Source organism: Pseudomonas tremae (assembly GCF_001401155.1).
GTDB lineage: Bacteria > Pseudomonadota > Gammaproteobacteria > Pseudomonadales > Pseudomonadaceae > Aquipseudomonas > Aquipseudomonas tremae.
On record NZ_LJRO01000079.1, the window covers coordinates 112,728 to 136,957 of the forward strand.

Annotated in this window: 5 protein-coding genes; 4 read left to right on the plus strand and 1 reads right to left on the minus strand. The window is 62.6% G+C overall.

The features are described from left to right. Positions 1–338: 338 nt before the first annotated feature. The 4 genes from ALO43_RS06130 (at position 339) to ALO43_RS06145 (ending at position 23,621) form a co-directional block, all read left to right on the plus strand. Complete coding sequence (locus ALO43_RS06130; RefSeq protein ID WP_054997248.1) at positions 339–9,377, plus strand: non-ribosomal peptide synthetase; 9,039 nt, start codon at positions 339–341, stop codon at positions 9,375–9,377. Beyond that, on the plus strand, positions 9,374–13,486 hold the full coding sequence (locus ALO43_RS06135; RefSeq protein ID WP_054997249.1) for a non-ribosomal peptide synthetase: 4,113 nt from the start codon (positions 9,374–9,376) through the stop codon (positions 13,484–13,486). The genes ALO43_RS06130 and ALO43_RS06135 overlap by 4 nt, the downstream gene beginning before the upstream one ends. Beyond that, positions 13,486–22,653 carry a hybrid non-ribosomal peptide synthetase/type I polyketide synthase gene (locus ALO43_RS06140; RefSeq protein WP_054997250.1) on the plus strand — a complete coding sequence of 3,056 codons (9,168 nt, stop codon included), beginning with the start codon at positions 13,486–13,488 and terminating at the stop codon, positions 22,651–22,653. Before ALO43_RS06135 ends, ALO43_RS06140 begins: the two co-directional genes overlap by 1 nt. Positions 22,654–22,751: 98 nt before the next feature. Beyond that, positions 22,752–23,621 (plus strand): TauD/TfdA dioxygenase family protein, encoded by an 870-nt coding sequence (locus tag ALO43_RS06145; protein WP_024668855.1) that lies wholly within the window; start codon positions 22,752–22,754, stop codon positions 23,619–23,621. 24 nt (positions 23,622–23,645) lie between these two features. On the opposite strand, the gene ALO43_RS06150 is transcribed toward ALO43_RS06145, so the two are convergent. Beyond that, on the minus strand, positions 23,646–24,164 hold the full coding sequence (locus tag ALO43_RS06150; protein ID WP_005890683.1) for a GNAT family N-acetyltransferase: 519 nt from the start codon (positions 24,162–24,164) through the stop codon (positions 23,646–23,648). Positions 24,165–24,230: the final 66 nt, after the last annotated feature.

Consider the following 24,230-nt stretch of genomic DNA (forward strand, 5'->3'; position numbering starts at 1 on the left):
GACGTTCCCCGTCGTTGACCCTCAAGCGGAAGATGAGGTTTCAAGTGGTCACGCGGTCTGCAAACTTTAGCTCCATGGGCACTGCAATGGGTCTCGTCAACGAGCCAGCCAGTCCCTCGTCCACTCGCGAGTCGCGCCTTGTCGCGCTCGGCGCCCACTCTCAAAACCTTGTGCCTGGCCTTGTCATGTCTGGCAATGACGTGATCCCCAGAGCGCGCGCCGCACCCTCTCCCTAAGCCTCATGCATGCTTGCCGGCGTTCTCGACGTCGGTCCTGGCGGGCGGATGCCATGGCTTTGCCTTCCCGTAAAACAATCTGTTCATGGACGGTAGTTGTTGATGGTCGACATATTTTCCTCGCACGGGACGGGCTTCGTTCGTCCTGATACTGAGCCGCATTTCGACGAAAATCAGTCAGTGCATGGACTGTTCGAGGCTCAGGTGCAGCGCGCGCCTCAAGCCGTTGCCGTCAGGTTCGGCAACCAATCGCTCGATTATGCGGCGCTGAACACTCAGGCCAATCGACTGGCGCATCATCTGCGCGGGCTCGGCGTCGGTCCGGATGTGCGTGTCGGCATTTGCCTGGAGCGCTCGCTGGACATGCTGATTGGCGTGCTGGCAGTGCTCAAGGCAGGCGGTGCCTATGTGCCCCTTGACCCCGCTTACCCGCAGGCACGGCTGGCGCATATGCTGACGGACAGTGCGCCGCGGGTGCTGCTGACCCATGATCTGGCGCGTCCAGCCATGCTGGCGGCACTGGCAGGATGCGCTGAAACGCCAACGCTGCTCGACATGGCAGATACCTGCCTGTGGGCCGGGCAGCCGGCCCACAATACCGACCCGCATGTCATCGGCCTGACGTCTCGTCATCTGGCGTATGTGATCTACACCTCGGGCTCTACCGGCGTGCCGAAGGGCGTTATGGTCGAGCATCGCGGTTTGATTGCGGTCAGCGCAGCCTGGGAGCAACTCTACGCACTGAGCACGCCTGTCAATCATCTGCAGATGGCCGGGTTTTCCTTTGATGTGTTCAGTGCCGATCTGATCCGCGCACTGGGTTTTGGCGGCACCCTGGTGCTGTGCCCACGTGACACCCTGATGGACCCGCCCGCGCTTTACCGCCTGATGCGCGAGGCGTCCATCGGCTTCGCAGATTTCGTGCCGGCGGTGCTCAACTCGCTGCTGGCCTGGGTGGAAGAGACCGGTCACGATCTGTCATTCATGCGCATCGTGGTCTGCGGTTCGGACATATGGACCGCGCACAGCGCCCGTCAACTGCGCAGCTTGTGTGGTGACCACGTGCAAATCGTTCAGGCTTACGGCGTCACCGAGGCCAGCATCGACAGCACCTGTTTTGAGTTCGATGCTGCCAGCCAGGTCGACGGCGTTCTGCCGATTGGCAGGGCGTTGGCCAATACCCGGATTTACCTGCTTGATGATCAAGGTGTACCGGTTCCCGAAGGCGTTGCAGGTGAGCTGTACATTGGCGGCGCGGGTGTTGCACGCGGCTATCTGAACCTGCCGCAACTGAGCGCCGAACGGTTTATCGACAGCCCGTTTGTGCCGGGTGAGCGGCTGTATCGCAGTGGTGACATGGCTCGCCAGCGGGACGATGGCAATTTCGAGTTTCTCGGCCGCAACGACACGCAGGCCAAGCTGCGCGGTCTGCGCCTGGAACTGGGAGAAATCGAGGCGCGCCTGGCCGAGATTCCTGGCGTGCGTGGAAGCGTCGTGTTGCTTCGCGAAGACCGCCGCGGTGTGTCGAGGCTTGTTGCCTACTTTCAGGCACTCGGCAATTGCGAACCTGGTCAGGTAGCTCTGACCCCGCGTGCGCTGCGTCAACAACTGCAAACCAATCTGCCTGACTACATGATCCCCGCTGCATTCGTGCGCATGGACGCAATGCCGCTGACGGCCAACGGCAAACTGGATCGCAGTGCATTGCCCGAGCCGCAGGCCGATGCTTTCGATCAACACGACTTCGAAGCTGCCGAAGGTCCACTGGAAAAGGCTATCGCAGCTATCTGGGCCGATGTGCTGGGTATTGAACAGGTCGGCCGTCAGGATCACTTTTTTGCGCTCGGTGGCCATTCCTTGTTGGTGATGCGGGTACTGGCGCAGGTCCGTCAGCAATTGAACCTAGATGTTTCACCGGCTGCCTTATTTGCAGCGCCGGTGCTGCGACAGTTCGCCGAGCGGCTGGTCAGTGCGCAGGGCAACGCGCGCCTGGCGATCACGCCGGTGGAGCGCTCGGCTGCTCAGCCGTTGTCGTCCGCTCAACAGCGCCTGTGGTTTCTGGCGCAACTTGAAGGTGGCAATGCGGCCTATCACATGCCACTCAACCTGCGCCTGCGCGGGCCGTTGCAGGTGTCGGCGCTGGAAAGCAGCTTCAATCAGTTGGTCACCCGCCACGAAGCCTTGCGCACCACGTTCATGGATATTGAAGGCGAAGGTCGGCAGTGTGTTGCAGTCGCCGGTCAGCGCCTGCCGCTGCCCGTTATCGACCTTCAGGGCTACCACGATGCCGAGGCCCGTCTCGGCGAGTTGATGGAGGAAGAGGGCGCCAGGCCTTTCGACCTGACCACCGGACCGCTAATGCGCGTCAGCCTGGTAAAGCTGGCGGATGATGAGCATGTGTTGCTGCTGACCCAGCACCACATTGTTTCGGATGGCTGGTCGATGGGCGTGCTGACCCGCGAACTGGGCCTGCTGTACGAGGCGTTCTTGCAAGGGCGCGCCGATCCATTGCCGCCGCTGCCGGTGCAATACGTCGATTACGCAGTCTGGCAGCGTCGCTGGCTCAGTGGAGAGGTGCTGGAAACGCAGCGTCGCTATTGGCATGAAGCCCTCAGCGGCGCGCCGTTGCTGCTGGAATTGCCTGCCGATCACAAGCGTCCGGCAGTGCAGGATTATCAGGGCGGCTTTGTGCCGCTGGTCATCGATAGGGCGCTTACAGCAAAGCTGAGAGCGCTGGGAGCGGAGCACGGCACCACACTGTTCATGAACCTGCTGGCCGCCTGGTCGCTGCTGCTGATGCGTCTGTCCGGGCAGGCCGACGTGGTTATCGGCGTTCCCTCGGCCAATCGCAGCCAGCAGGAACTGGAAGGGCTGATCGGCTTCTTCGTCAATACTCTGGCCTTGCGCATGACCCGCAATGGCGACCCTACAGTGGCCAGCTGGCTGCAGCAGGCGCGCGATGTCGCACTTGCCGCGCAGGAGCATCAGGACCTGCCGTTTGATCAGGTGGTGGAGTTGCTCAACCCGCCGCGCAGCCTGGCCCACAGCCCGGTCTTCCAGGTGTTGTTCGCCTGGGAGCAGAATCAGGATTCAGACCTGCTGCTCTCGGGGCTTGAGGTCAGCGAGCTGCCGAGCGCTCGGCAGGTCGCCAAATTTGATCTGCAACTGGCGCTCAGCGAACGCGACGGAGAGATCATCGGAGGGCTGGAGTACGCCTCGGGGTTGTTCAGGCGCGATACCGTTACGCAGATCGGTGAGTACCTGCGTCATGTTCTGCTACAGATGGTCGAGGGCAGCGAAAAACCACTGGCTGCCATCGAGCTGTTGAATGCCGAGCAACAGCGGCGGATGGTGCATGACTGGAACCGCACCCGGCGCGACACCTCGGCAATGCCCGATTGCATGGCGCGCTTTGCCGCTCAGGCGCAGCATGCGCCCGACGCCGTGGCATTGCTCGCCGACGGACAGAAACTGACCTACGCCGAACTGAACCAGGCGGCCAATCGCCTTGCGCACTATCTGATCGAACAGGGCGTGCGACCCGAGCAGAGCGTCGGTCTGTGTCTTGAGCGCTCGCCGCAGATGGTCATCGGTTTGCTGGCCATCCTCAAGGCGGGTGCGGCCTACGTGCCGTTCGACCCGGCGTATCCGGCCGAGCGTCTGGCGTTCATGTTCGAGGATGCCGCCCCGGCCCTGTTGTTGACGCAACGCTCGCTGCGCGATGGCCTGCCAGCACAGTGCGCGGCCTTGCCGGTGTGCTGTCTGGATGTGCATGTCGAGCAGTGGCAGCACCATCCGGCCAGCGAGCCGCAGGTCGCGGTAAGCCCCGCCAACCTTGCCTACGTGCTGTACACCTCCGGCTCGACCGGGCGACCCAAGGGCGTGGCACACAGCCGTGCGGCGCTGGACAATCTGATCGCCTGGCAACTGGATCAGGCGCCAGCGCCAGCACGTGTACTGCAATTCGCCTCGCTTAATTTCGACGTGTCATTTCAGGAAATCTGCAGCACGTTGTGTCAGGGTGGCAGCCTGTTGTTGATGAGTGAAACCAGCCGCAAGGAGCTGGCTTCTCTGCGTCCGCTGCTGGTGAGCGAGGGAGTCCAGTGCGCGTTTCTGCCGTTCGCCGTGCTTCAGCAGCTGGCCAGCCTCACTGAGGCCGATGCGCCAATGCCGGCAGGCGGCTGCGAGATCATCACCGCGGGCGAGGCGCTGCACGTCAATGACGAGCTGCGCGCCTTCGTTCTGGGCCTGGGTGGCACGCACCTGCATAACCAGTATGGCCCGACCGAGACTCACGTCGTTAGCCAGTACAGCCTGACGTGCAGCGACGCCGCGCAGTGGCCGGACGCTCCGCCGATTGGTCGTCCTATCGATAATGCGCGGCTATACGTGCTTGATGACGATCTGAACCCGCTGCCGGTCGGTGTAGCGGGGGAGCTGTACATCGCCGGCTCATGTCTGGCGCGTGGTTACCTGAACCGTCCGGCCCTGAGTGCCGAGCGCTTTTCGCCAGACCCGTTCGACCCGCAACCCGGCGCACGCATGTACCGCAGTGGCGATCTGGCGCGCTTTCAGGCCGACGGCAATGTGCAATACCTCGGGCGTATCGACCAGCAGGTCAAGCTGCGCGGTTTTCGCGTCGAACTCGGCGAGATCGACAGCCTTCTGCACCAGCAACCCGGCGTACAAGACGCCGTTGTGCTGTTGCGCGAATACACCCCGGGCGACAAGCGTCTGGTGGCCTACGTGGTCGGCCCGGCCTCTGTCGAGACGCTGCGCACCGAGCTGCGTCAGCACCTGCCGGAGCACATGATCCCCAGCGCCTGGGTGGCATTGGCGCAGTTGCCGCTGACCCGCAACGGCAAACTTGATCGTCAGGCCCTGCCGGTACCGGAGCGACATGCGACAACCACTTATGTGGCTCCGCGTGATGAGGTCGAACGGCAAATGGTGGCGATCTGGGCCAAGGTGCTCAAGTGCGGGCAGGTCGGCGTCGAAGACAACTTTTTTGACTTGGGCGGGCACTCGCTGCTGGCCACTCGAATGATCTACATGATCAATCAGCGCATGGGCGCGCAGCTGTCGCTGAGCAGCCTGTTCAAGACCCCGGTGCTGTCTGAACTGGCTGAGCAGGTCAGGAACTCATGGCAGGCAGGTGGCAAGGTCGAAACTCCGTTGGCCCTGATCGAAGCGGACCGCGAGGCACGCTATGCGCCATTCCCGCTGACCGACATTCAGCAAGCGTACTGGTTTGGCCGTGAAGCTTCGGTCAGCCTCGGCGGCGTCAGTGCGCACGGCTACGAAGAGCTGCGTATTCCCGGCCTGGACGCGTCGCGTTTCGAGCATGCCCTGAACCGCATGATTCAGCGCCACGACATGTTGCGCGTGATATTCCTCGATGATGGAACGCAGCAAGTCCTGCAACGCGTGCCGATTTATCAGATGCCACGCAGCGACCTGCGCGGCCTGGCGGGCGAGGCGGTACAACAGGCGTTGCATGACACGCGCGAACGGCAGTCTCACCAAGTGCTGGATGCCAGTCGCTGGCCGTTGTTCGAGTTCAGCCTGTCGTTGCTCGACGATGACATCAGCCATCTGCACATCAGCCTCGACGCATTAATTGTTGACGCGGCGAGCACGCAGATCCTGGCGCGCGAACTGATGGCGTTTTATGCCGATCCGCAGCTCGACCTACCTGACCCTGGCCTGACCTTTCGCGATTATGTGCTGGCCGAACATCGGCTGCGCAATGAAGGCCGCTATGCGCAGGCGCTGGGCTACTGGCGCGAGAAGGTCACCTCGCTGGCGCCTGCGCCGGACCTGCCGCTGGTGCGCCAGCCGGAAAGCATCGTCCGGCCGCATTTCACGCGCCGTGACCGCGATATTCCAGCTGCGCAATGGTCGCGACTCAAGGACCTCGCCAGACAATTCGCGGTAACGCCTTCAGTCATGCTGCTGACCGCGTTCAGCGAAGTGCTGGCGTTGTGGAGCCGACAGCCGTGTTTCACCTTGAGCCTGCCGCTGTTCAACCGCATGCCGCTGCACCCGGATGTCGATGACATCATCGGCGACTTCACCTCGCTGGTCTTGCTGGAAGTCAGTATCGACGGCGCCGCAAGCTTCACCGAAAAGGCCCGCGCGGTGCAGGCCCGATTGTGGCAGGACATCGATCATTCTATGGTCAGCGGCGTGCGGGTGCTGCGCGAGCTGTCCCAGGCACGTGGCGTTCAGCAGACCGCCATGCCGATTGTGTTCAACAGCACGCTGTCGGAAGCCGCACCGGAACTGGCCGAGTTCAATCTGGCCGATGCGCTGAATGCCGAACACATGCACAGCATCACCCAGACCCCGCAAGTATGGCTTGATCACACCTTGCTGGAGCTGGAAGGACGTCTGTTGTTCAACTGGGACAGCATCGACGAATTGTTTCCGGCAGGCATGATCGAGCAGATGTTCGTTGCCTATAACGCGTTGCTGGATCGCTTGCTGGAACCCGCTGCCTGGAGCGCAGACACCCCGCAACTGCTGCCGATGGCGCGCTTGCCAGTGCCTGCCGAGAGCCCTGTCGAGTCAGCGTTGATGCACGAGCTGTTTGACCACCAGGCGCTTGCCACACCAGAAGCGCTGGCAGTGATCGGCACCCAGCGCCAGTTGAGCTACGGCCAACTGCGCGACGAAGCGCGGCAACTGGCGGCGATTCTGCAGGCCAAAGGTGTGCTGCCCAATCGTCTGGTCGCAGTGGTCATGGAGCGAGGCTGGGAGCAGGTGCTGGCAACCCTGGCGATTCAATACGCAGGCGGTGCCTATCTGCCGCTCGACCCCGCGCTGCCAACGGAACGTCTGGAGCATATTCTGCAGCGTGCCGAAGCGAGTCTGGTGCTCACCCAGCCAGCACTTCTGACCCGCGTCGAGTGGCCGTCGCACGTTGAAACAATTACCGTCAGCGACCAGGGCATTGCTGCTGCGCCCGAGTTGCACAGCGTCGATCTCAAGCCGGACGATCTCGCCTATGTCATTTACACCTCGGGGTCGACCGGCATGCCCAAAGGCGTGGTCATCGACCATCGCGGCGCAGTCAATACCTTGCTCGACATCAACCGCCGCTTTGCCGTTGGCCCGCAGGATCGGGTATTGGCCATTTCCTCACTGAGTTTCGATCTGTCGGTCTACGATTTCTTCGGCACCCTGGCGGCAGGGGCAGCGGTCGTGATGCTCGAACCGCAACTTGCCCTTGATCCGGCTCACTGGCTGAGCCTGATCGAGCGGCATCGTATCAGCCTGTGGAATTCGGTACCTGCCCTGTTCGGCATGTTGCTGGAGTACGTCGAAGGCGGGCAGGGCGCATTGCCATCGAGCATGCGTGTGGCGATGCTTTCGGGCGACTGGATTCCCCTGACGTTGCCGGAGCGCGCCTGGGCCTTGCAGCCCGCACTGCGACTGATCAGTCTGGGCGGCGCCACCGAGGCCTCCATCTGGTCGATTCAATACCCGCTGCAAACCATCGACCCGGCGTGGCGCAGCATTCCGTATGGCAAGGCGCTCGATCAGCAACGCTTTTACGTGCTCGACAATGCCTTGCAGGTGCGGCCGACCTGGGTTGCGGGGCAGTTGTACATTGCAGGTATCGGGCTGGCCAAAGGTTACTGGCGCGATGAAACACTCAGCGCAGGGAGCTTCTTTTGTCACCCGTTGACCGGCGAGCGACTTTACCGTACCGGCGATCTGGGACGTTTGCTGCCAGATGGCAATATCGAGTTCCTGGGGCGTGAGGATACCCAGGTCAAGGTCCAGGGCCATCGTATCGAACTGGGCGAAATCGAGGCCGCGCTCAATCGCCATCCCGGCGTGCAAAGCGCGGTGGTTCGTGTGCTGGGCGACACGCTGGGCGAGAAGCGTCTGGCGGGGTATGTGCTCAAGGCCGATCCGTCGTTGCAGGCAACTGATTTCACGCAGTACCTGGCGGACAAATTGCCTGCCTACATGGTGCCGTCGTCGTTCGCCTTTGTGCTGGAGTGGCCGTTGTCGTCAAACGGCAAGGTCGACAAGAAGCGCCTGCCTGAGCCATCGGCTATTGAGGCATCCGGCCCGGCGCTGCAAGTGCAGGGGGCAGACGAGCAACAACTGGTGACCATTGTGCAGGACGTGCTCAAACGTCCTGCAATTGCTGCCGACGCCAACCTGCTGAATCTGGGGGCGACTTCGATTGATATCGTCAGGATCAGCAACGCGTTGTCCGGCCAGTTGCAGTTCCGGCCCAATGTCGGGCAGTTGCTGGCGCAGCCGACGCTGCTCAATCTGCTGTCGCTGTATCGACAGAATCGGGCCGAAGGCACTGCGCTCGATAGCGTCCGGCAAAAGGCCGACAAGCCCGAACAGGTGCTGGAGGACCCGCAGCAGCGCGCCCGTTTCAAGGCCGATCAGCATGGCCGCCGGCGCTTCGACGCAAGCACGCCTGCGATAGAGCTGCCTCGCCCTGGCGATGCGGAGTTTATCCGGCGGTTCAGCGATTACCGATCGGTACGCCAATATGCCTCGCGGCCAGTCCCGAGCGATGCTTTTGCCGGGCTGCTGGCTGCGCTTGCGCAAGGAACGCTGGACGATGAAGTGAAATATCAGTTCCCGTCGGCTGGCGGCGCCTACCCGATTCAAGCCTACCTGTACGTCAAACCCCAGCGGGTCAGCAGTGTACCCGGCGGTGCCTATTACTATGACCCGTTGCTGCACCGGTTGCTGGCGCTGGACAGCGGCGCGCTGGACCCCGACACCTACGACTACTTCGTCAACCGCCCGGTTTACGAAAACGCCGCGTTCTCATTGTTCTTCGTGGCCGACATGGCGGCGATCCGCCCTTTGTACGGCGAGCGCAGTCGCGATTTCTGTCACATCGAAGCGGGGGGCATGGCGCAATTGCTGACCATGACCGCCGTCGAGCAGGGCATTGGTCTGTGCGGCATGGGCTCTCTCGAAGAGCAACAATTGCCTGCATTGTTCGATCTGGGCGCGGAGCACTTGTTGATCTACTCGATGGTCGGCGGGTTACGCACGGCCGATGAAGCACATAGGGCTCAGGTAGAAGCATTCGCACGCGCACCGGTTGAACTTGCGGACGACGACAGCGACATGGAGGAGATAGAGATATGAATGCCTATCAATTGCTGGAGCTGTTCGGACGTCATGCCGTGGTTCTCGAAACAGACGGTGACAAGCTGCGCTGCAAGGCCCCCAAGGGGTTTCTCGACGACGAAATGCTGCAAGCGCTCAAGCAGCACAAGGCCGAACTGATTGCCTTGTTGAGCGACACGGACCCGACCGCCATCACACGCCGTGCGGCCGATCAAAGCGCCTGCCCATTGTCGTTTTCGCAACGCCAGTTGTGGTTTCTCGACCAGATGGAGCCGGGCAATGCGTTTTATAACGTGCCATCGGCGGTCACATTGCGAGGCTCGCTTGACGTGGGCGCGCTGGAGAAGGCTCTGAACGGGCTGATCGTACGTCATGAGATTTTGCGCACCACGTTTTGCAGCGTTGATGGCGAGCCGCGCCAGGTAATACACCCGGCCATTACATTATTGCTGCCGGTCACCGACCTGCGACACCTGACTCCGGCAGAACGCGAAGAGCACGTCGGCAACGCGGTCGAGCGGGACGCCAGGACACCGTTCGATCTGGCCAGTGGCCCCTTGCTGCGTGCTTCATTGCTGCGCCTGGCTGACGACGAATATCTGTGGCTGTACAGCGTGCACCACATCATTGCCGATGGCTGGTCGATGGGCGTGATCGCACAGGAAATCGCTACCTTGTACGCGGACTTTCTGCTCCGGCAGCCCTCCAGCCTGGCGCCGCTGGCTGTGCAATACGCGGATTACGCCTGCTGGCAGCAACAGCGCCTGAGCGACGCAGCGCTTGAGACCCAACTCGATTTTTGGCGGCACACCCTGGCCGACGCGCCCGCCTGCCTGAACATGCCCGTTGACCGACCGCGTCCTGCTGTACAGCGCTACGTCGGTGCAACGTTCAGTTCATCGCTGGACGGCGCCACCCTGCGTGCACTCGGTGCGCTGGGCAGACAAACCCAAGGCACGCTGTTCAACGTGCTGATGGGTACGCTGGCAGTGCTGTTATGGCGGCACAGCGGGCAGCAGGACCTGTGCATCGGCACGCCGTTCGCCAACCGCAGCCGTCCCGAAATCGAGCCGCTTATCGGGCATTTCGTCAATACCCAGGTCATCCGTCAGCGTCTTGATCCGCAGCAGACATTCGCCCAATTGCTGCGCGAGCTTCGCGCCACGCTGCTGGCGGTGCACGCCCATCAGGATGTGCCGTTCGACCGGGTGGTGGAGGCGCTCAACCCGCCGCGTGACAGCGCCTATTCACCGTTGTTCCAGGTGATGATGGTGCTGCAGAACACGCCGGGTGCGACGTTGCAGATGCCGGGGCTGAGCATGACGCCATATGGCACGGGCAGCGCCACGGCCAAGTTCGACCTGGCCTTCGAGTGGGTCGAGCGCGACGGCTTGCTGCACCTGTTGGTGGAGTACAACACCGATCTTTTCGACCGGTCGACCATCGAGCGTCTGAGCGGGCATTACCGGCACTTGCTCGAGCAGGTTGCTGCCGATGCCAAGCAACCGATCGGTGCACTGGCGCTGATGGCGGACGCCGAGCGCGAGCAAATGCTGCACCAGTGGAACTGCCCGGCACCGCTGGCACAGCCCATCGAATGCGTGCACCGTCTGATCGAAGCGCGTGTCGCACGCCGGCCCGACGATTGCGCGGTGGTCTTCGAAGGTCAGTCGTTGAGTTACCGTGAACTGAATTGCCAGGCCAACCGGCTTGCTCATCACCTGCGTCAACTGGGCGTCGGCCCGGATGTGCGCGTGGCTGTCTGCATCGAGCGCTCGCTGGAGCTGCCGGTGGCGCTGCTCGCGGTACTCAAGGCAGGCGGTGCCTACGTGCCACTGGACCCGGATTACCCGCAAGGCCGCCTGAGCCACATTCTCGATGATGCCTGTCCTGCGGCGGTGCTGACCTTGGGAGCCACGCGAGCCATCCTGCGTCAGGCGCTGCAAGGGGCAAACCGTGAGGTACCCATCGTCGACCTGCAGGCCGACGCCGTGCTCTGGGCCGATTGCCCGACGGACAATCCTCAACCCGCACACGTGGGCGTGACTGACGAACACCTGGCCTATGTGCTTTATACCTCCGGCACCACCGGCCTGCCCAAAGGGGCCATGGTGACCCATCGCGGGCTGAGCAATCTGCTGCTGTGGTGTCAGCAGTTCTGTGGCGAGTCCGGGACGATGCTGCACAAGATCCCGTTCGGTTTCGATGCGTCGGCCTGGGAGACATTCTGGCCGCTGGTCACCGGTGGGCGCCTGATCATCGCTCGGCCCGGTGGGCATTTCGAGCCGGGCTATCTGGCGCAGGTGGTGCGCGAGCAGCAGGTCACGGCTATGGTCTTCGTACCAGCCATGCTGCAGTTGTTTCTGGAAGCCGACGAAGTCCGCGACTGTCGAGGGCTGAAAGATGTCTTCAGCGGGGGCGGCGAACTGTCGCCTGCACTGGCGCGGCTGTTTCAGGAGCGGCTGCCACATGCCCGTCTGCACAACGTCTATGGCCCGACCGAAACCACGGTGATCAGCAGCATCTGGACGCTGGAGCCCGGAGCCGAGGTCCCGCAGCGCCAGTTGCCGATCGGGCGACCTATCGCCAATACGCGTTTTTACGTACTTGATCAGCATGATTCACCCGTGCCGGTCGGCGTCAGCGGGCAGTTGCACATTGGTGGCTTTGGCGTTGCACGCGGCTATCTGGGCCTGGCCGAACTCAGCGCCGAGCGCTTCATCGACAATCCTTTCATTGTCGGTGACAGGTTGTATCGCAGCGGCGATCTGGCGCGTTACCGTGCGGATGGCCAGCTGGAGTTTCTCGGTCGCAATGATTTTCAGGTCAAGCTGCGCGGTATGCGTCTTGAGCTGAGTGAAATCGAAGCGCGGCTCGATCTGTTTCAGGGCGTCCGCGCCAGCGTGGTGTTGATGGTTGGCGACAGCGCGCAGACCCAGCGGCTGGTGGCCTGCTGCGTGGTGGATCAGGCGCCGGATGAGTCGGCTGTGCGGGCACATCTGGCCACCACCTTGTCCACAGCGGTATTGCCCAGTGCCTACTTATGGCTGGATGCCATGCCGTTGACAGTCAATGGCAAGATCGACCGCCAGGCGCTGACCGCGCTGGCTGATCAGGATCTGGTCGCCAGGCAGGTCAATCTCGGCAGCCCGCGGGACCACATTGAGCTGGCGCTGTATCAAATCTGGAAGGACCTGTTGCTGGTGCCGCAAATCGGTATTCGCGACAATTTTTTCAACGTCGGCGGAACGTCGATCGCGGCGATCAAGATGGCTTACCAGATTGGTCAGACGTTCGCGGTCAAGATGCCGGTCCGGGTCATCATCGCCCACCCGACCATCGAAGCGCTGGGCGGCTGGTTGCGTACCGGTGCCAGTCTGGCTGCCGCGCAGAGCAACCTGATCGAGTTCCGCCGTGGTGCGGGACAGCGCAACGTGGTGTGCATTCACCCTGCGGGCGGCACGGCCTTCTGCTACTTGTCGCTGGCCAAAGAGCTGCCTGAACACATCGGGGTATACGGTGTGCAGTCACCGGGGCTGAACCCGGGGGAAAGCACCGAGCCGACTGTCGAAGCCATGGCCGAGGCCTACCTGCAACGTATCGCTGCGCTGATCACGCAACCGCTGATTCTCACCGGGCTGTCGTTCGGCGGCCTGGTGGCGTATGAAATGGCCAGGCGCCTGACTGCGGCAGGCCATCGGCAGGTCACGGTTGTGCTGCTCGACACGCAGGGCTCGGAGGAGGCTGGGTTCCGGGAGCAGATCGGTACGGTGGACATGGCCGAGTTCCGCGACAAGCTGGTGCGCTTCAATGGCATGTATCCCGGTATCGAAGACGCTCAGGTCGAGCGCTACTTTCATCTGTATAACCACAACCGCCTGGCCATGGCGGCCTACGAGTGCGAGCCGCAGGCCGGGCGCATCGTGCTGATCCAGGCGCGTGAAGGGTTCAGTCGTCAGCAGTTGCACGAATTGCGCCGGTTCTGGCGGCTACGTGCCAGCGACGGTTACCGAGCCAGGCTGGTGCATGGCGGGCATTGGGACATGCTGGAAAGCGCCGAGGTGCATCGGGTTTCGCAGACACTCAGGCAAGAGCTGCAACGTTTCGATTCGCAGGAGGCGCGCTGATGAGCCGTTACGATGGCGAGCCCCAGAACCAGACCCCGGCAACGCTGCTCGCGCGCTTTGCCGAACAGGTGCGCCATACCCCGCAGGCCCTTGCAGTGCTGGATCAACAGGTTCGCCTGAACTATGCGCAACTGGCCAGTGCCAGCGAGCGAATTGCCAGCGGGCTGTTGCTGCAAGGCGTCAACCCCGGCGACTCGGTTGCCGTGTGCCTGCCGCGCTGCTGGCAATGGGTGGCAACCATTCTGGGCGTATTGAAAGTGGGGGGTGTGGTGGTGCCGCTGGATCGCGCGAGCCCGCTGCAACGCCGCCAGTTGATGCTGGCCGATGCCGGTTGTACAGGGCTGGTAACCCTGAGCGATGAGCCTGAAATGTCGGTAGCGGCGGGAGTCTGGCATGCATCTGTCGAGACGTTGCTGGATAACCCCGATCAGCCGCCGCAGCCGGTCCGCGATATATTTGCCGAGCTGATGTTCCTGTTTTACACCTCGGGAACCACTGGTACGCCCAAAGCCGTGGAAGTCGGCGAACGCGGTCTGCTGCGTCTTGCCCAGCCCGGCGGCTATATCGATATTCAGCAGGCGGAGCGCTTCGCCTGCCTTTCCAACCCGGCGTTCGATGCCTGCAATTTCGAACTGTGGGCGCCGCTGCTCAATGGCGGCTGCTGCGTCATGATCGCGGACGCCGATGTGCAGGACGCACAACGTCTGGGCGCAGTGCTGGAAGCGCAGCAGGTCGATACCCTGTTCATGACGGTGTCGCTGTTCAACACCCTCAGCGCCGAGTGCTCCGACTGTTTCTCGACCCTGCGCCAGGTACTGATCGGCGGTGAACAAGTCAGCGCCGCCGCCGTCCGCGCCTGGTATCAGGCCAACCCCGAAAGCCGCTGCCGGATTTTCAACGTTTACGGCCCCACCGAATGCACCACCTTTGCCGTGTCCTGGCCAATTCCCCGTGATTTCGCGGGTGATGCAGTACCGATTGGCCGGCCATTGCCGGACACCTTCGCCCACGTACTGGACGCCAGACAAAGCCCGGTGGCAGCCGGAGAAACAGGCGAGCTGTACCTGAGCGGCAGCGGGGTGGCCTGTGGCTACCGGCAGCGGGCCGATGAGACTGCCCGCAGTTTCGTCCGTCTGTCCGCGCTCGACGGCGGTACAGCGTTGCATTATCGAACCGGCGATCTGGTCAGGGTCAACGCCGAAGGACTGATCGAATATCTGGGGCGGGTGGACCGTCAGGTAAAAGTACGCGGTTTTCGGATTGAACCGGGAGAGGTCGAACAACGCCTGCTGGAGCATCCGGGTGTTGCCCAGGTGCATGTCTGCACGCGCAGACAGGCGGCCGAGGATCACCAGTTGCTTGCCTTCATCGTGCCACGCGACGGGCTGGACTATCGCAGCCTGGAGGAGCATCTGCGTGAGCGTCTGGCGTCGTGGATGCGGCCGCACCAGCTGTTTCTGCTGCCGCGCCTGCCGCTGACCGCCAATGGCAAGATTGATCAACAGGCGCTGTTGGCGCAGCCGCTGGAGCCATGGCGGCCGGCCAACGGGGCAACCACGGGCGCTGAGCAATCGCCCGTTCTGGACTGGTTACTGACCCAGGCCCGCTCGCTGTTGGCTCAACCGGCACTGGGCGGGCAGGACGACTGGCTTGCCAGCGGTGGCGATTCGCTCAAAGCAATGCGCCTGCGTTCTGCGATTCGCCACCACTGGCATCGGGAAATAGCGATTGCCGATTTACTGGCCGAACCTTTCGCGACACTGGCCGAGCGTATTGGCGCCGAACAGGTCAACGCGCTGGCCTATCCTCCCGCACCGGCCATCAGCACGCCCAAGCAATCACCTGCCAGCGCCGAACAAAGCCGCCTGTGGCTGATACAGCAACGCGCCCCCGAATCGACCGCCTACAACGTGCCGCTCATTCTGCATCTGGCGGCAGGTGTTCAGGTTGCCGAACTGGCCGAGGCGGTGAAACGACTGATAGCGCGGCACCCCGGGTTGCGCATGGCCTTCGTGTCTGGGGCTGAAGGGTTGCAACAGGTGGTTGCCGAGCAGGGCGCCGAATGTCGGGTATTTGCGCGTGGAGCGTTCGACGAAGACACTTGGCGCAGCTTTGCGGCACTGGTGTTCGACACACCGTTCGATCTGTCGGCAGCTACCTTGTGCAAGGCCTGGCTGCTGCCATTCGCCGATGGCAGCTGTCGACTGCTGATCAATCTGCACCACATCGTTGTCGATGGCTGGTCAATGAACTTGCTGTTCGATGAGCTGGCACAGTTGTACACCGACGCGTTGCAGGGGCGGGCAAGCGACCAGCCGGCGCCGGCGCTGAGTACGCTGGTGTTTGCCCTGTGGCAACGGCAATGGCGTATCGATCCGCATTACCGCGATCAGCGTCGCGCGTTGGCCGCACTGCACCGCCGGCTCGAAGCCCCATCGCCCGCGCTGTTGCCGTCCCGCCCGGCCAGCCCGCAGGCGAGGCTGGACCGTCAGCTGCTGGGCGCCGAACGCAGCCGGGCGCTTGACCGGTTTTGCAGTCAGCAGCGGCTGACCCGTTACGAGGTACTGTTCAGCGCCTTCGCCTGGAGCCTGTACGCCGTGACCGGCTGCGAGCGTCCACGAATCGCCAGTCCGGTAGCGAACCGTCCGTTACGCGAGTTCGAGGATGCGCCGGGCATGTTTGCCAACACCGTGCTGATCCCGGTTGCATTCGATAACGGCAGGGCATTGAGCGATCAGTTGCGCGCTCAGACGGCCGTGGTGCGCGAAGTGCTGGCCTTGCAGGACGTTGCGTTGGCGGATCTGGTCGAAGACCTGCGCCTGTCGTCCGGCAGTGCGCTGTTCGATTTCATGTTCGTCCTGGAAAATACCGACTATGCGCGCCTGTCCGACAGCGCTTTGAATGCCACTCTGGAGTTTGCCGACAGCCTGCAGGCCAAGTGTCCGCTGACCTTGCTGGTGGTCGATGGCGGGTCGCAACTGGAATGCTGGTGGGAATACCAGTGCAGCTATTTCGATGCACCGCAGATGCAGGCCATTCACGAGGTGTTCCAGCGTGGCATCGATTTGCTGCTGGACAGCCCTGCAACGAGCAACCCTGCAGCGACCCTGCATGATGTGCTCAGGCCTTGGCGTTTCAGCCTGCCTGCTGCCAGTCAGGGCGTTAGCGATGAGCCGCCGTTCAACACGCTGGCCGACTGGTTCGAGCATCAGGTGCACTGCACGCCGGATGCCCCGGCACTGGTCGCCGATCAGCGCTGCATCAGTTACGCCCGATTGAATGCGCTGGCCGAAACGCTGGCGGCCACCCTGAGCGAGCTGCTGCCCGATCGGCAAAATACGCCGTTACAGGTGGTGCTGTACCTTGATGCTTCCGTCGAGCATATCGTGGCGTTGCTGGCGCTGAGCCGACTCAATGTCACCGCGGTGCCGCTTGACCCTGGCTATCCACTGGCGGTGCAACGGCAGATTCTGCAACAGGCCCGGCCTTGCTGCCTTCTGTACAGCTCGGCGACCGAGACCGCACTGGCGGCGCTGGACGGTGGTGAGGTGCCTCGCCACAGGGTTGATCTGGGTGCTCCGGATAAATCGTTCGAGCGTCGCCGTCATGCAGGTGAACGACCGCTGTATACGCTGTTCACCTCGGGTTCGACCGGCACGCCAAAGGGCGTACAAGTCCCGGACCGGACCCTCTGCAACCTGCTGCACTGGCAGCGCACCGAGGGACACTTACCGGCAAAATCGGTGACTCTGCAGTTTTCCATGCTGTCGTTCGACGTTTCCTTTCAGGAGATTTTCAGCACCCTGTGCGGCGGCGGTTGCTTCCACCTGATCAACCCCCGCTGGCGACAGGACGCCTCGGCGTTGTTGAGTTACTTGGTGCAGGCGCGTATCGAACGGCTGTTTCTGCCCTGCGTGGCTCTGCAGCACTTGGCACAGACCGCTGTCAGCCATCGGATCTACCCACAGGCGCTGCGCGAGGTGGTGACGGCGGGCGAGCAATTGCTGTGTACCGACGCGTTGAACAACTGGTTTGCCGGTATGCCGCAGGCCCGCCTGTTCAACCATTACGGTCCGACCGAAACCCACGTTGTCAGCGCCTGGCGCTTGCCGGCTGATGTGCAAGAATGGCCATTGCGCGCCCCCATCGGCCATGCCGTCAGCAATGCATGCCTGCTGGTGGTCGACGAGCATGATCGACCGCTGCCACATGGCTGCCAGGGTTATCTGCTGGTAGCGGGGCCGATGATTTCACGCTGCTATCTCGCTGATCAGGCCTTGAATGCTTCGCGCTTCGTCGAGCTTGAGATGCCCGAACGCGGAACAACACTGTTCTATCGCACCGCAGATCTGGTCCGTGCCGATGCGCAGGGCTGCCTGCACTACATCGGTCGTGATGATCAGCAGGTCAAGATCAGTGGCCAGCGCCTCGAACTCGGACAGATCGAAGCTGCGCTGATGCAGGTCGAGTCGGTCAGCAATGCGGTGGTTGCCATGCAAGGCGAACCGCCGCGCCTGTGCGCATGGCTGCAGATCGAGGGGGCTACGCCCGATATCCGGGGCCTGGATCGTCAGGTTGCGCTGCACGTGCCCGCTCATGTGCGCATTGATCAATATCGGCGTCTGGACCGCTGGCCGCGCACGCCCAGTGGCAAAATCGATCGCAAGGCCTTGGCCGAACTGGGCGAGCCCTTGCAGCGGCCTCGCGCGTCGGTCACGGCGATCACTCTGACCCCGCTTGAACAGCAACTGAGTGAACTGTTCGTCGCGGTGATCGGGCGCGAGATCGAACCGGAGCAGACCTTTTTCGAAGCCGGCGCCACCAGCCTTGGCCTGATGCGCCTGCATGCGCGCTACAACGAGACGCTGGCGTACCCGGTGGCCATGTCGGAAATGTTCGAACATGTGACTGTGCGCCGCCTTGCGCAGCACCTGTCTGCCGCGCCGTCGGTGCCGACCGAGCGTGCGCGGCAAGCCGAAGTCAGCGAACAGCCCATGGCAATCATTGGCATGTCGGTGAATGTCGCGGGGGCCAGCGATCTCGCCGGGTTCTGGGCGATGGTGCAGGGCAACGAACGGGGTATCGAGCTGTTTGATGCCGCCGATGGGTTGGTCGGCGCTCGCAGCCAGATGGACGGGATGCTGGATTTCGATCCCGAATACTTCGGCATCAGCCTGCAGGAAGCGCGGCTGATGGACCCGCAACAGCGGCATCTGCTGATGGCCTGTGTGCAGGCGTTGCAGCATGCGGCGATCACACCGCATGCCGAGGGGCCACGTATCGGCCTGATTGCCAGTTGCGGCGAAACTACCTATTTCCAGCAAATGCTGCGCGAAAGTGCTGACGGCGACCTGCCGGACGGTTTCCAGATGGCACTGCATCACGACAAGGATTTTCTGGCCACCAAGGCCGCCTATCATCTGGACCTCAGCGGTCCGGCGCTAAGTGTTCAGGCCGCCTGTGGCAGTTCGCTGATTGCGGTGCATCTTGCCGCCGGCATGCTCCGGCAGGGCGACAGCGACGTGATGCTGGCGGCAGGTGTACTGATCGATCCGATCCTGACCGACGGCTACCGGTATCGGCCGCAACACATATTTTCTCGTGACGGGTTGTGTCGTCCGTTCAGTGACGACGCCAGCGGCACCATCGGTGCCAGTGGGTATGGCGTGGTAGTGCTCAAACCGCTGGCCCGTGCCCAGGCCGATGGCGATCGTATCTACGCGTTGGTCGAAGCCTCTGCACTGAATAACGATGGCCGGACGAAAATGAGCTATACCGCGCCGTCGGTGGCGGGGCAGAGCGCAGTGATCAGCGAGGCGCTGCGCAAGGCCGGTATCTGCGGTGCCGATATGGGTTACATCGAGGCTCACGGCACCGGTACCCTGCTGGGCGACCCGATTGAAGTCGCGGCCCTGAACAAGGCGTTCGGTGATGCACCTGCGGCGAGCTGCGCACTGGCGTCGGTGAAAAGCCAGATAGGCCACCTCGGTGCGGCGGCCGGTGTCGTCGGTCTGATTCGGGCATCGCTGGCAGTGTTTCATGGCGTGATCCCGCCCAATCTCGGCTTCGGTCGTATCAACCCGCAGATTAACCTTGAGCACTCGCCGTTCTACATACCCACCACCTCGCGCCCGTGGCCCGAGGGCCGTCGGCGACTGGCCGGTGTCAGCAGTTTTGGCATCGGCGGCACCAACGCGCATGTGATTGTCGCTGCGCCACCGGCGCAGGCAGCCATCGCCGAAGACGTCGCCCCATGCCTGTTGCTCTCGGCGCACAGCCGGTCGGCATTGCAGCGCGACATGGCGGCCATCGAGGCGTGGCTCGGCGCTCATCCGCAACAGCAGCCTGCGCTGCTGCGCCATCTGCAACGTGGTCGACGGGCCTTGCCCTGGCGTTTCGCGACGATCTGTCAGCCGGGTCAGGCCCTGCGCATGCAACCTGATGCCATCAAACGAGTCAGCCCGACAGGGGCGCGCATCGATGGTCGCGAACAGACGCCGCAGGTACTGCTGGACGCCTGGTATGAAGGCGTCGATATCAACTGGCCGGCTCGCTCTGCGCCGCCGCCCTGGGACTTGCCACCCTCGACTTTTGACCTACAAACGTTCCGCTTTCAGACCTCTGCGAGAGTCGAGCCGCCGGCGACTGCGGTGCAGACGGCCGAGCGACAGCCCGTTGCCGACTGGTTCCATCAGCGCCAATGGCAGCGTGTGCGCCGCTTGAATCAGAATATGCCCGGCCTGCGCCGGGACATGCTGGTGGTGTGCAGCCAGGAGCGCCTGGACAGCACAGTGCTCGGTTGTTTGAGTGAAGTGTATCGGCAGGTCATTGAAGTGTGCGCCGGCAATGGCTACCAGCGGCTCGGACCGGACCGCTACGAGCTGGACCCGCTGGACAGTTCGGCATTCTCACGGCTGATCGCCGAACTGACGCAAAGAGCCCCGCTGACCGAACTCGACTGGCTGCACGCCCTGCCATTGTCGGTCAGCGGGGCCGTCAACGAACAAAGTCTGGCGGCGGGGCAATGGGCGTGTCTGGATACCGTTTGCGCGCTGTTGCAGGCCTGGGGCCAGACTCCGCGAACGATGGTTTTGCGCCTCTGGCTGTTGTCCTGGCAAGCCTGCCCGGTCAATGGTGACGTACAGCGCCCCGAGCTGGCCGCGCTGGCAGGGATCACTGAGGTTGCACCGCAGGAATACCCGATCCGCTGCCACTGGCTTGACCTTCCCGAGCCACGGCTAAGTCTTTATGCGCGGCCGCTGGCGGCGTTGCTGGCCGATCCGGCTTTGCTGCCTCGGCGTATGGCCATTCGTGACGACTATCTGTGGCAAACCAGGCTCCAGGCCAGTCCGCTTGTGGCCCCTGCAACCGTTTCGAATCTGTTGCCCGTCGACGGCACGTTTCTGCTGCTCGGCGGCACTGGCGGTATCGGTCGCACGTTAGGCGAACACCTGTTGCAATCCAGCCAACGCCGTCTGGTGGTGCTGTCGCGCAGCGGCAATTGCCCGGACAACCTGCTCGGCTACCGCTCACGCATCGACCTGATCGCAGCGGATATCGCTGACTTGGCGCGCTGGCCCGCCGTTCTCGACTCGTTGCGCCAGCGTTACGGGCGTTTCGACGGCGTGATTCATGCTGCCGGAACCGGTGCAGGCAGCCTGATTCGTCAGCGTGATGCGCAGACGCTGGCAGCGTCCATGGCCAGCAAGACCCTCGGTATGCTGGCGGTTGAAGAGTTGGTCAAGCAGATGACGCCGGGCTTCGTGCTGTATTGCTCGTCGATGTCGGCGCTGTTTGGCGGCGCCGGTCATGTGGATTATGCAGCGGCCAGCGCGGTGCTCGATGGTTTCGCCCACTACCGCGCCGATTCCGCCGATACGTGTGTGCGCCTGAGCATCAACTGGGACATCTGGCGAGACATCGGCATGGCTGCGGCCGAAGGCGTCGGCGATGCGGCTCACCAGCAGCATCTGGCAGTCGGCCTGACGGCGCAGGAGGGCGGTCAGGTGTTCGACGCCGCGCTGGGCGCCCAGTTGCCGCAGCTGCTGATTTCGACCACCCGACTCGAAACCGCACGGCAGTTTTACCCACTTCGTCACGGCGCCGCTTCTTCCCCGACCGACATCAAGCTTGCCGGGCAATCGGACACCGATCTTCGCGAACGTTTACAGGATTGCCTGTGCAAGTGGCTGGGTGTTCCGTCGCTGGACGAGGAGGCTTCCCTGTATGAACTGGGCGCCGATTCGCTGACCTTGCTGGACCTGATCGATGAGTTGCAGGCCGCGACCGGCGAGGTGCTGCAGCTTTCGCAATTCAGCCCCACGGTCAGTCTGCGTGAAGTACTGATGCTGGTGCAGTCGAGTGAAACAGATGAGGCAAAAGCTGACGATGAATGGGATGTCGCCGTACGTATCGACCCGTGGCACGCAGGCGCAGGCCGTGAACGCCTGTACCTGATTCACCCTGTGGGTGGCGATGTTCAGGCGTACCGCGAGATGGTCGCGGCACTGCATCCTGATCTCGGTGTGTGGGTCATCGCCGATCCGGCCCTGCGTCTGCCGGAGTTGCCGAATATCAGCCTTGTCGAGCGTGCGCGCCTGTATCTGCAGGCGCTACAGGCGCATTGTCCGCAGGGCAGCGTCTGGCGCCTCGCGGGCTGGTCATTCGGTGCCTGGGTGGCGCAGGCCATGTGCAGCCTCGTACCGACGGACCACCGGCAACCGCTGTTGTATCTGATCGATCCGCCTGCGCCGGACGCCGGTCTGGAGCTTGCGCAGATTGACGAAGACCAGATTCAGCAGGTGTTCAAGCGGGAGTTTTCTGCGCGGCGACCCGATGTGCCAACTGCTGGCCTGGTCAACGATACGTCACGTTATCTGCACAGCCTGACCGTCTGCTGCCGAAACAACATGGCGAGCATGGTCGAGTATCGGCCCGCGCAACTGCCTGACACCAAGGCACGGCTGTTCATTGCCACGCGCCCCAACCCTTATGGTATCGGCACCGCCTGGCAACTGGCGGACCTGCGGCGTGCCTGGCAACAACTGTTGCCGCACTCGCTGAGCTGGCAGCCACTGGACACCGACCACTACGGCATTGTCGCAGCGCCCTGGGCGCACGTGATGGCTGAGATGATCAATTCGGACTTTGAATCGGGACTGGGCTGAAGGCGTCTCAAGCGCGCTTTTCATGGGCGCGCCAGCCCGCTATCGAACAACGGTCATGGTGAAGAAAAGCCATGCCAATAACAGGAAGGTGAGGGGACATGGATCAACTGGCTCTCAAGGCTATCGAGAAAATCGCCGGCGCCGTGCGTGCGCCTTACCACAGCATTACCGTGGAGCGTCTGACGCCGATCATCGGTGCCGAGGTCAGCGGTGTCGATCTGTCGCAACCGCTGCAAGAGGCACAGCTGGCGGAAATCCGCAGGGCGTTTCTCGAGAATCATGTGCTGGTGTTTCGCGATCAGCACATGACGGTGGAGCAGCATAAAGCGTTCGGTCGCCTGTTCGGCCCGCTGCGGGCCTTGCCGGTCGAAGATATCGACGGCGATGATGCTGAACTGGTCGTGGTGCGCGCCAATGCCCAGTCACGTTTTGTCGCCGGTGAGTTGTGGCACACCGACGGTACGGCCGATGCGGAGCCTTCGATGGGCTCGATGCTGTATGTCAAAGAGACGCCCGCGATCGGCACTGGCGGCGATACGCTGTTCGCCAACATGCACCTGGCGATTGAAATGCTCTCGCCTGCCATGCAGCAGTTTCTCGGCCAGCTGACCGCCATTCATGACGGCGAAATTCCCTGGAAAGGCTACACGCCGCCCGCCAATCTACCCAAGAGCGAGCATCCGGTAGTCGTCCGCCATCCAGAGACCGGGCGACCGACCCTGTTCGTCAATTCCGGGTTCACCTCGCACATTGTGCAATTGTCCGCTGACGAGAGCCGGACCCTGCTGAACATGCTTTATGACTTGATCGCTCGCGAACCGAGCCTCAGTTGCCGAGTGCGCTGGGCACCCAATACGCTGGTGTTCTGGGACAATCGCTGCACCCAGCACCATGCCGTCTGGGACTACTTTCCACACTCGCGCTATGGCGAGCGGGTCACGATTCTGGGCGGCCGGCCCACGGCGTGAGGCAGGCTGGCCGGGCACCGGGTTTCAGGCCCGGAGTTGCAGGTCGTAGATCAGATCATCGAACCATTGCTCGCCGATCTGATAAGCATGCGGCACGCGGCGTTCCAGGGTGAAACCGCATTTATCCATCACTTTGCACGAGGCGATGTTGCCGTCGGTCACGGTCGACTCCAGTGAGTCGAGCCCGATGGCGGCGGCATAGTCGATGACTGCGCGCAGCGACTCGGTGCCATATCCCTTGCCCTGGTGCTCAGGCAACAACAGGTAACCCACTTCCGCATGCCGTGGCGACATGATGCGAAAGCCGCTGACACCCAGCTCCACGCCGCTGTGCCTGTCGATGACCACCAGGCACAGCCAGTGCTCTGACTCAGGCCCCCACTCAGGCAGCCGGTGATTGAAACCTTTGCGGATCTGTTCCTCTTCGATTTCACCGAACACATATTGCATGGTCTGCGGTTCCGAGTGCAGCCTGAGGAACAGCGGCCAGTCGTCAACGACCATCGTCCGCAGATAAAGCCGCTCGGTGTTTAACTCCAGCATCCATTGCTCCTTGAAGGATCAGAAAAGGCACAGGGTTTTTTACCCGGCCTGCACCCAATGATCAAT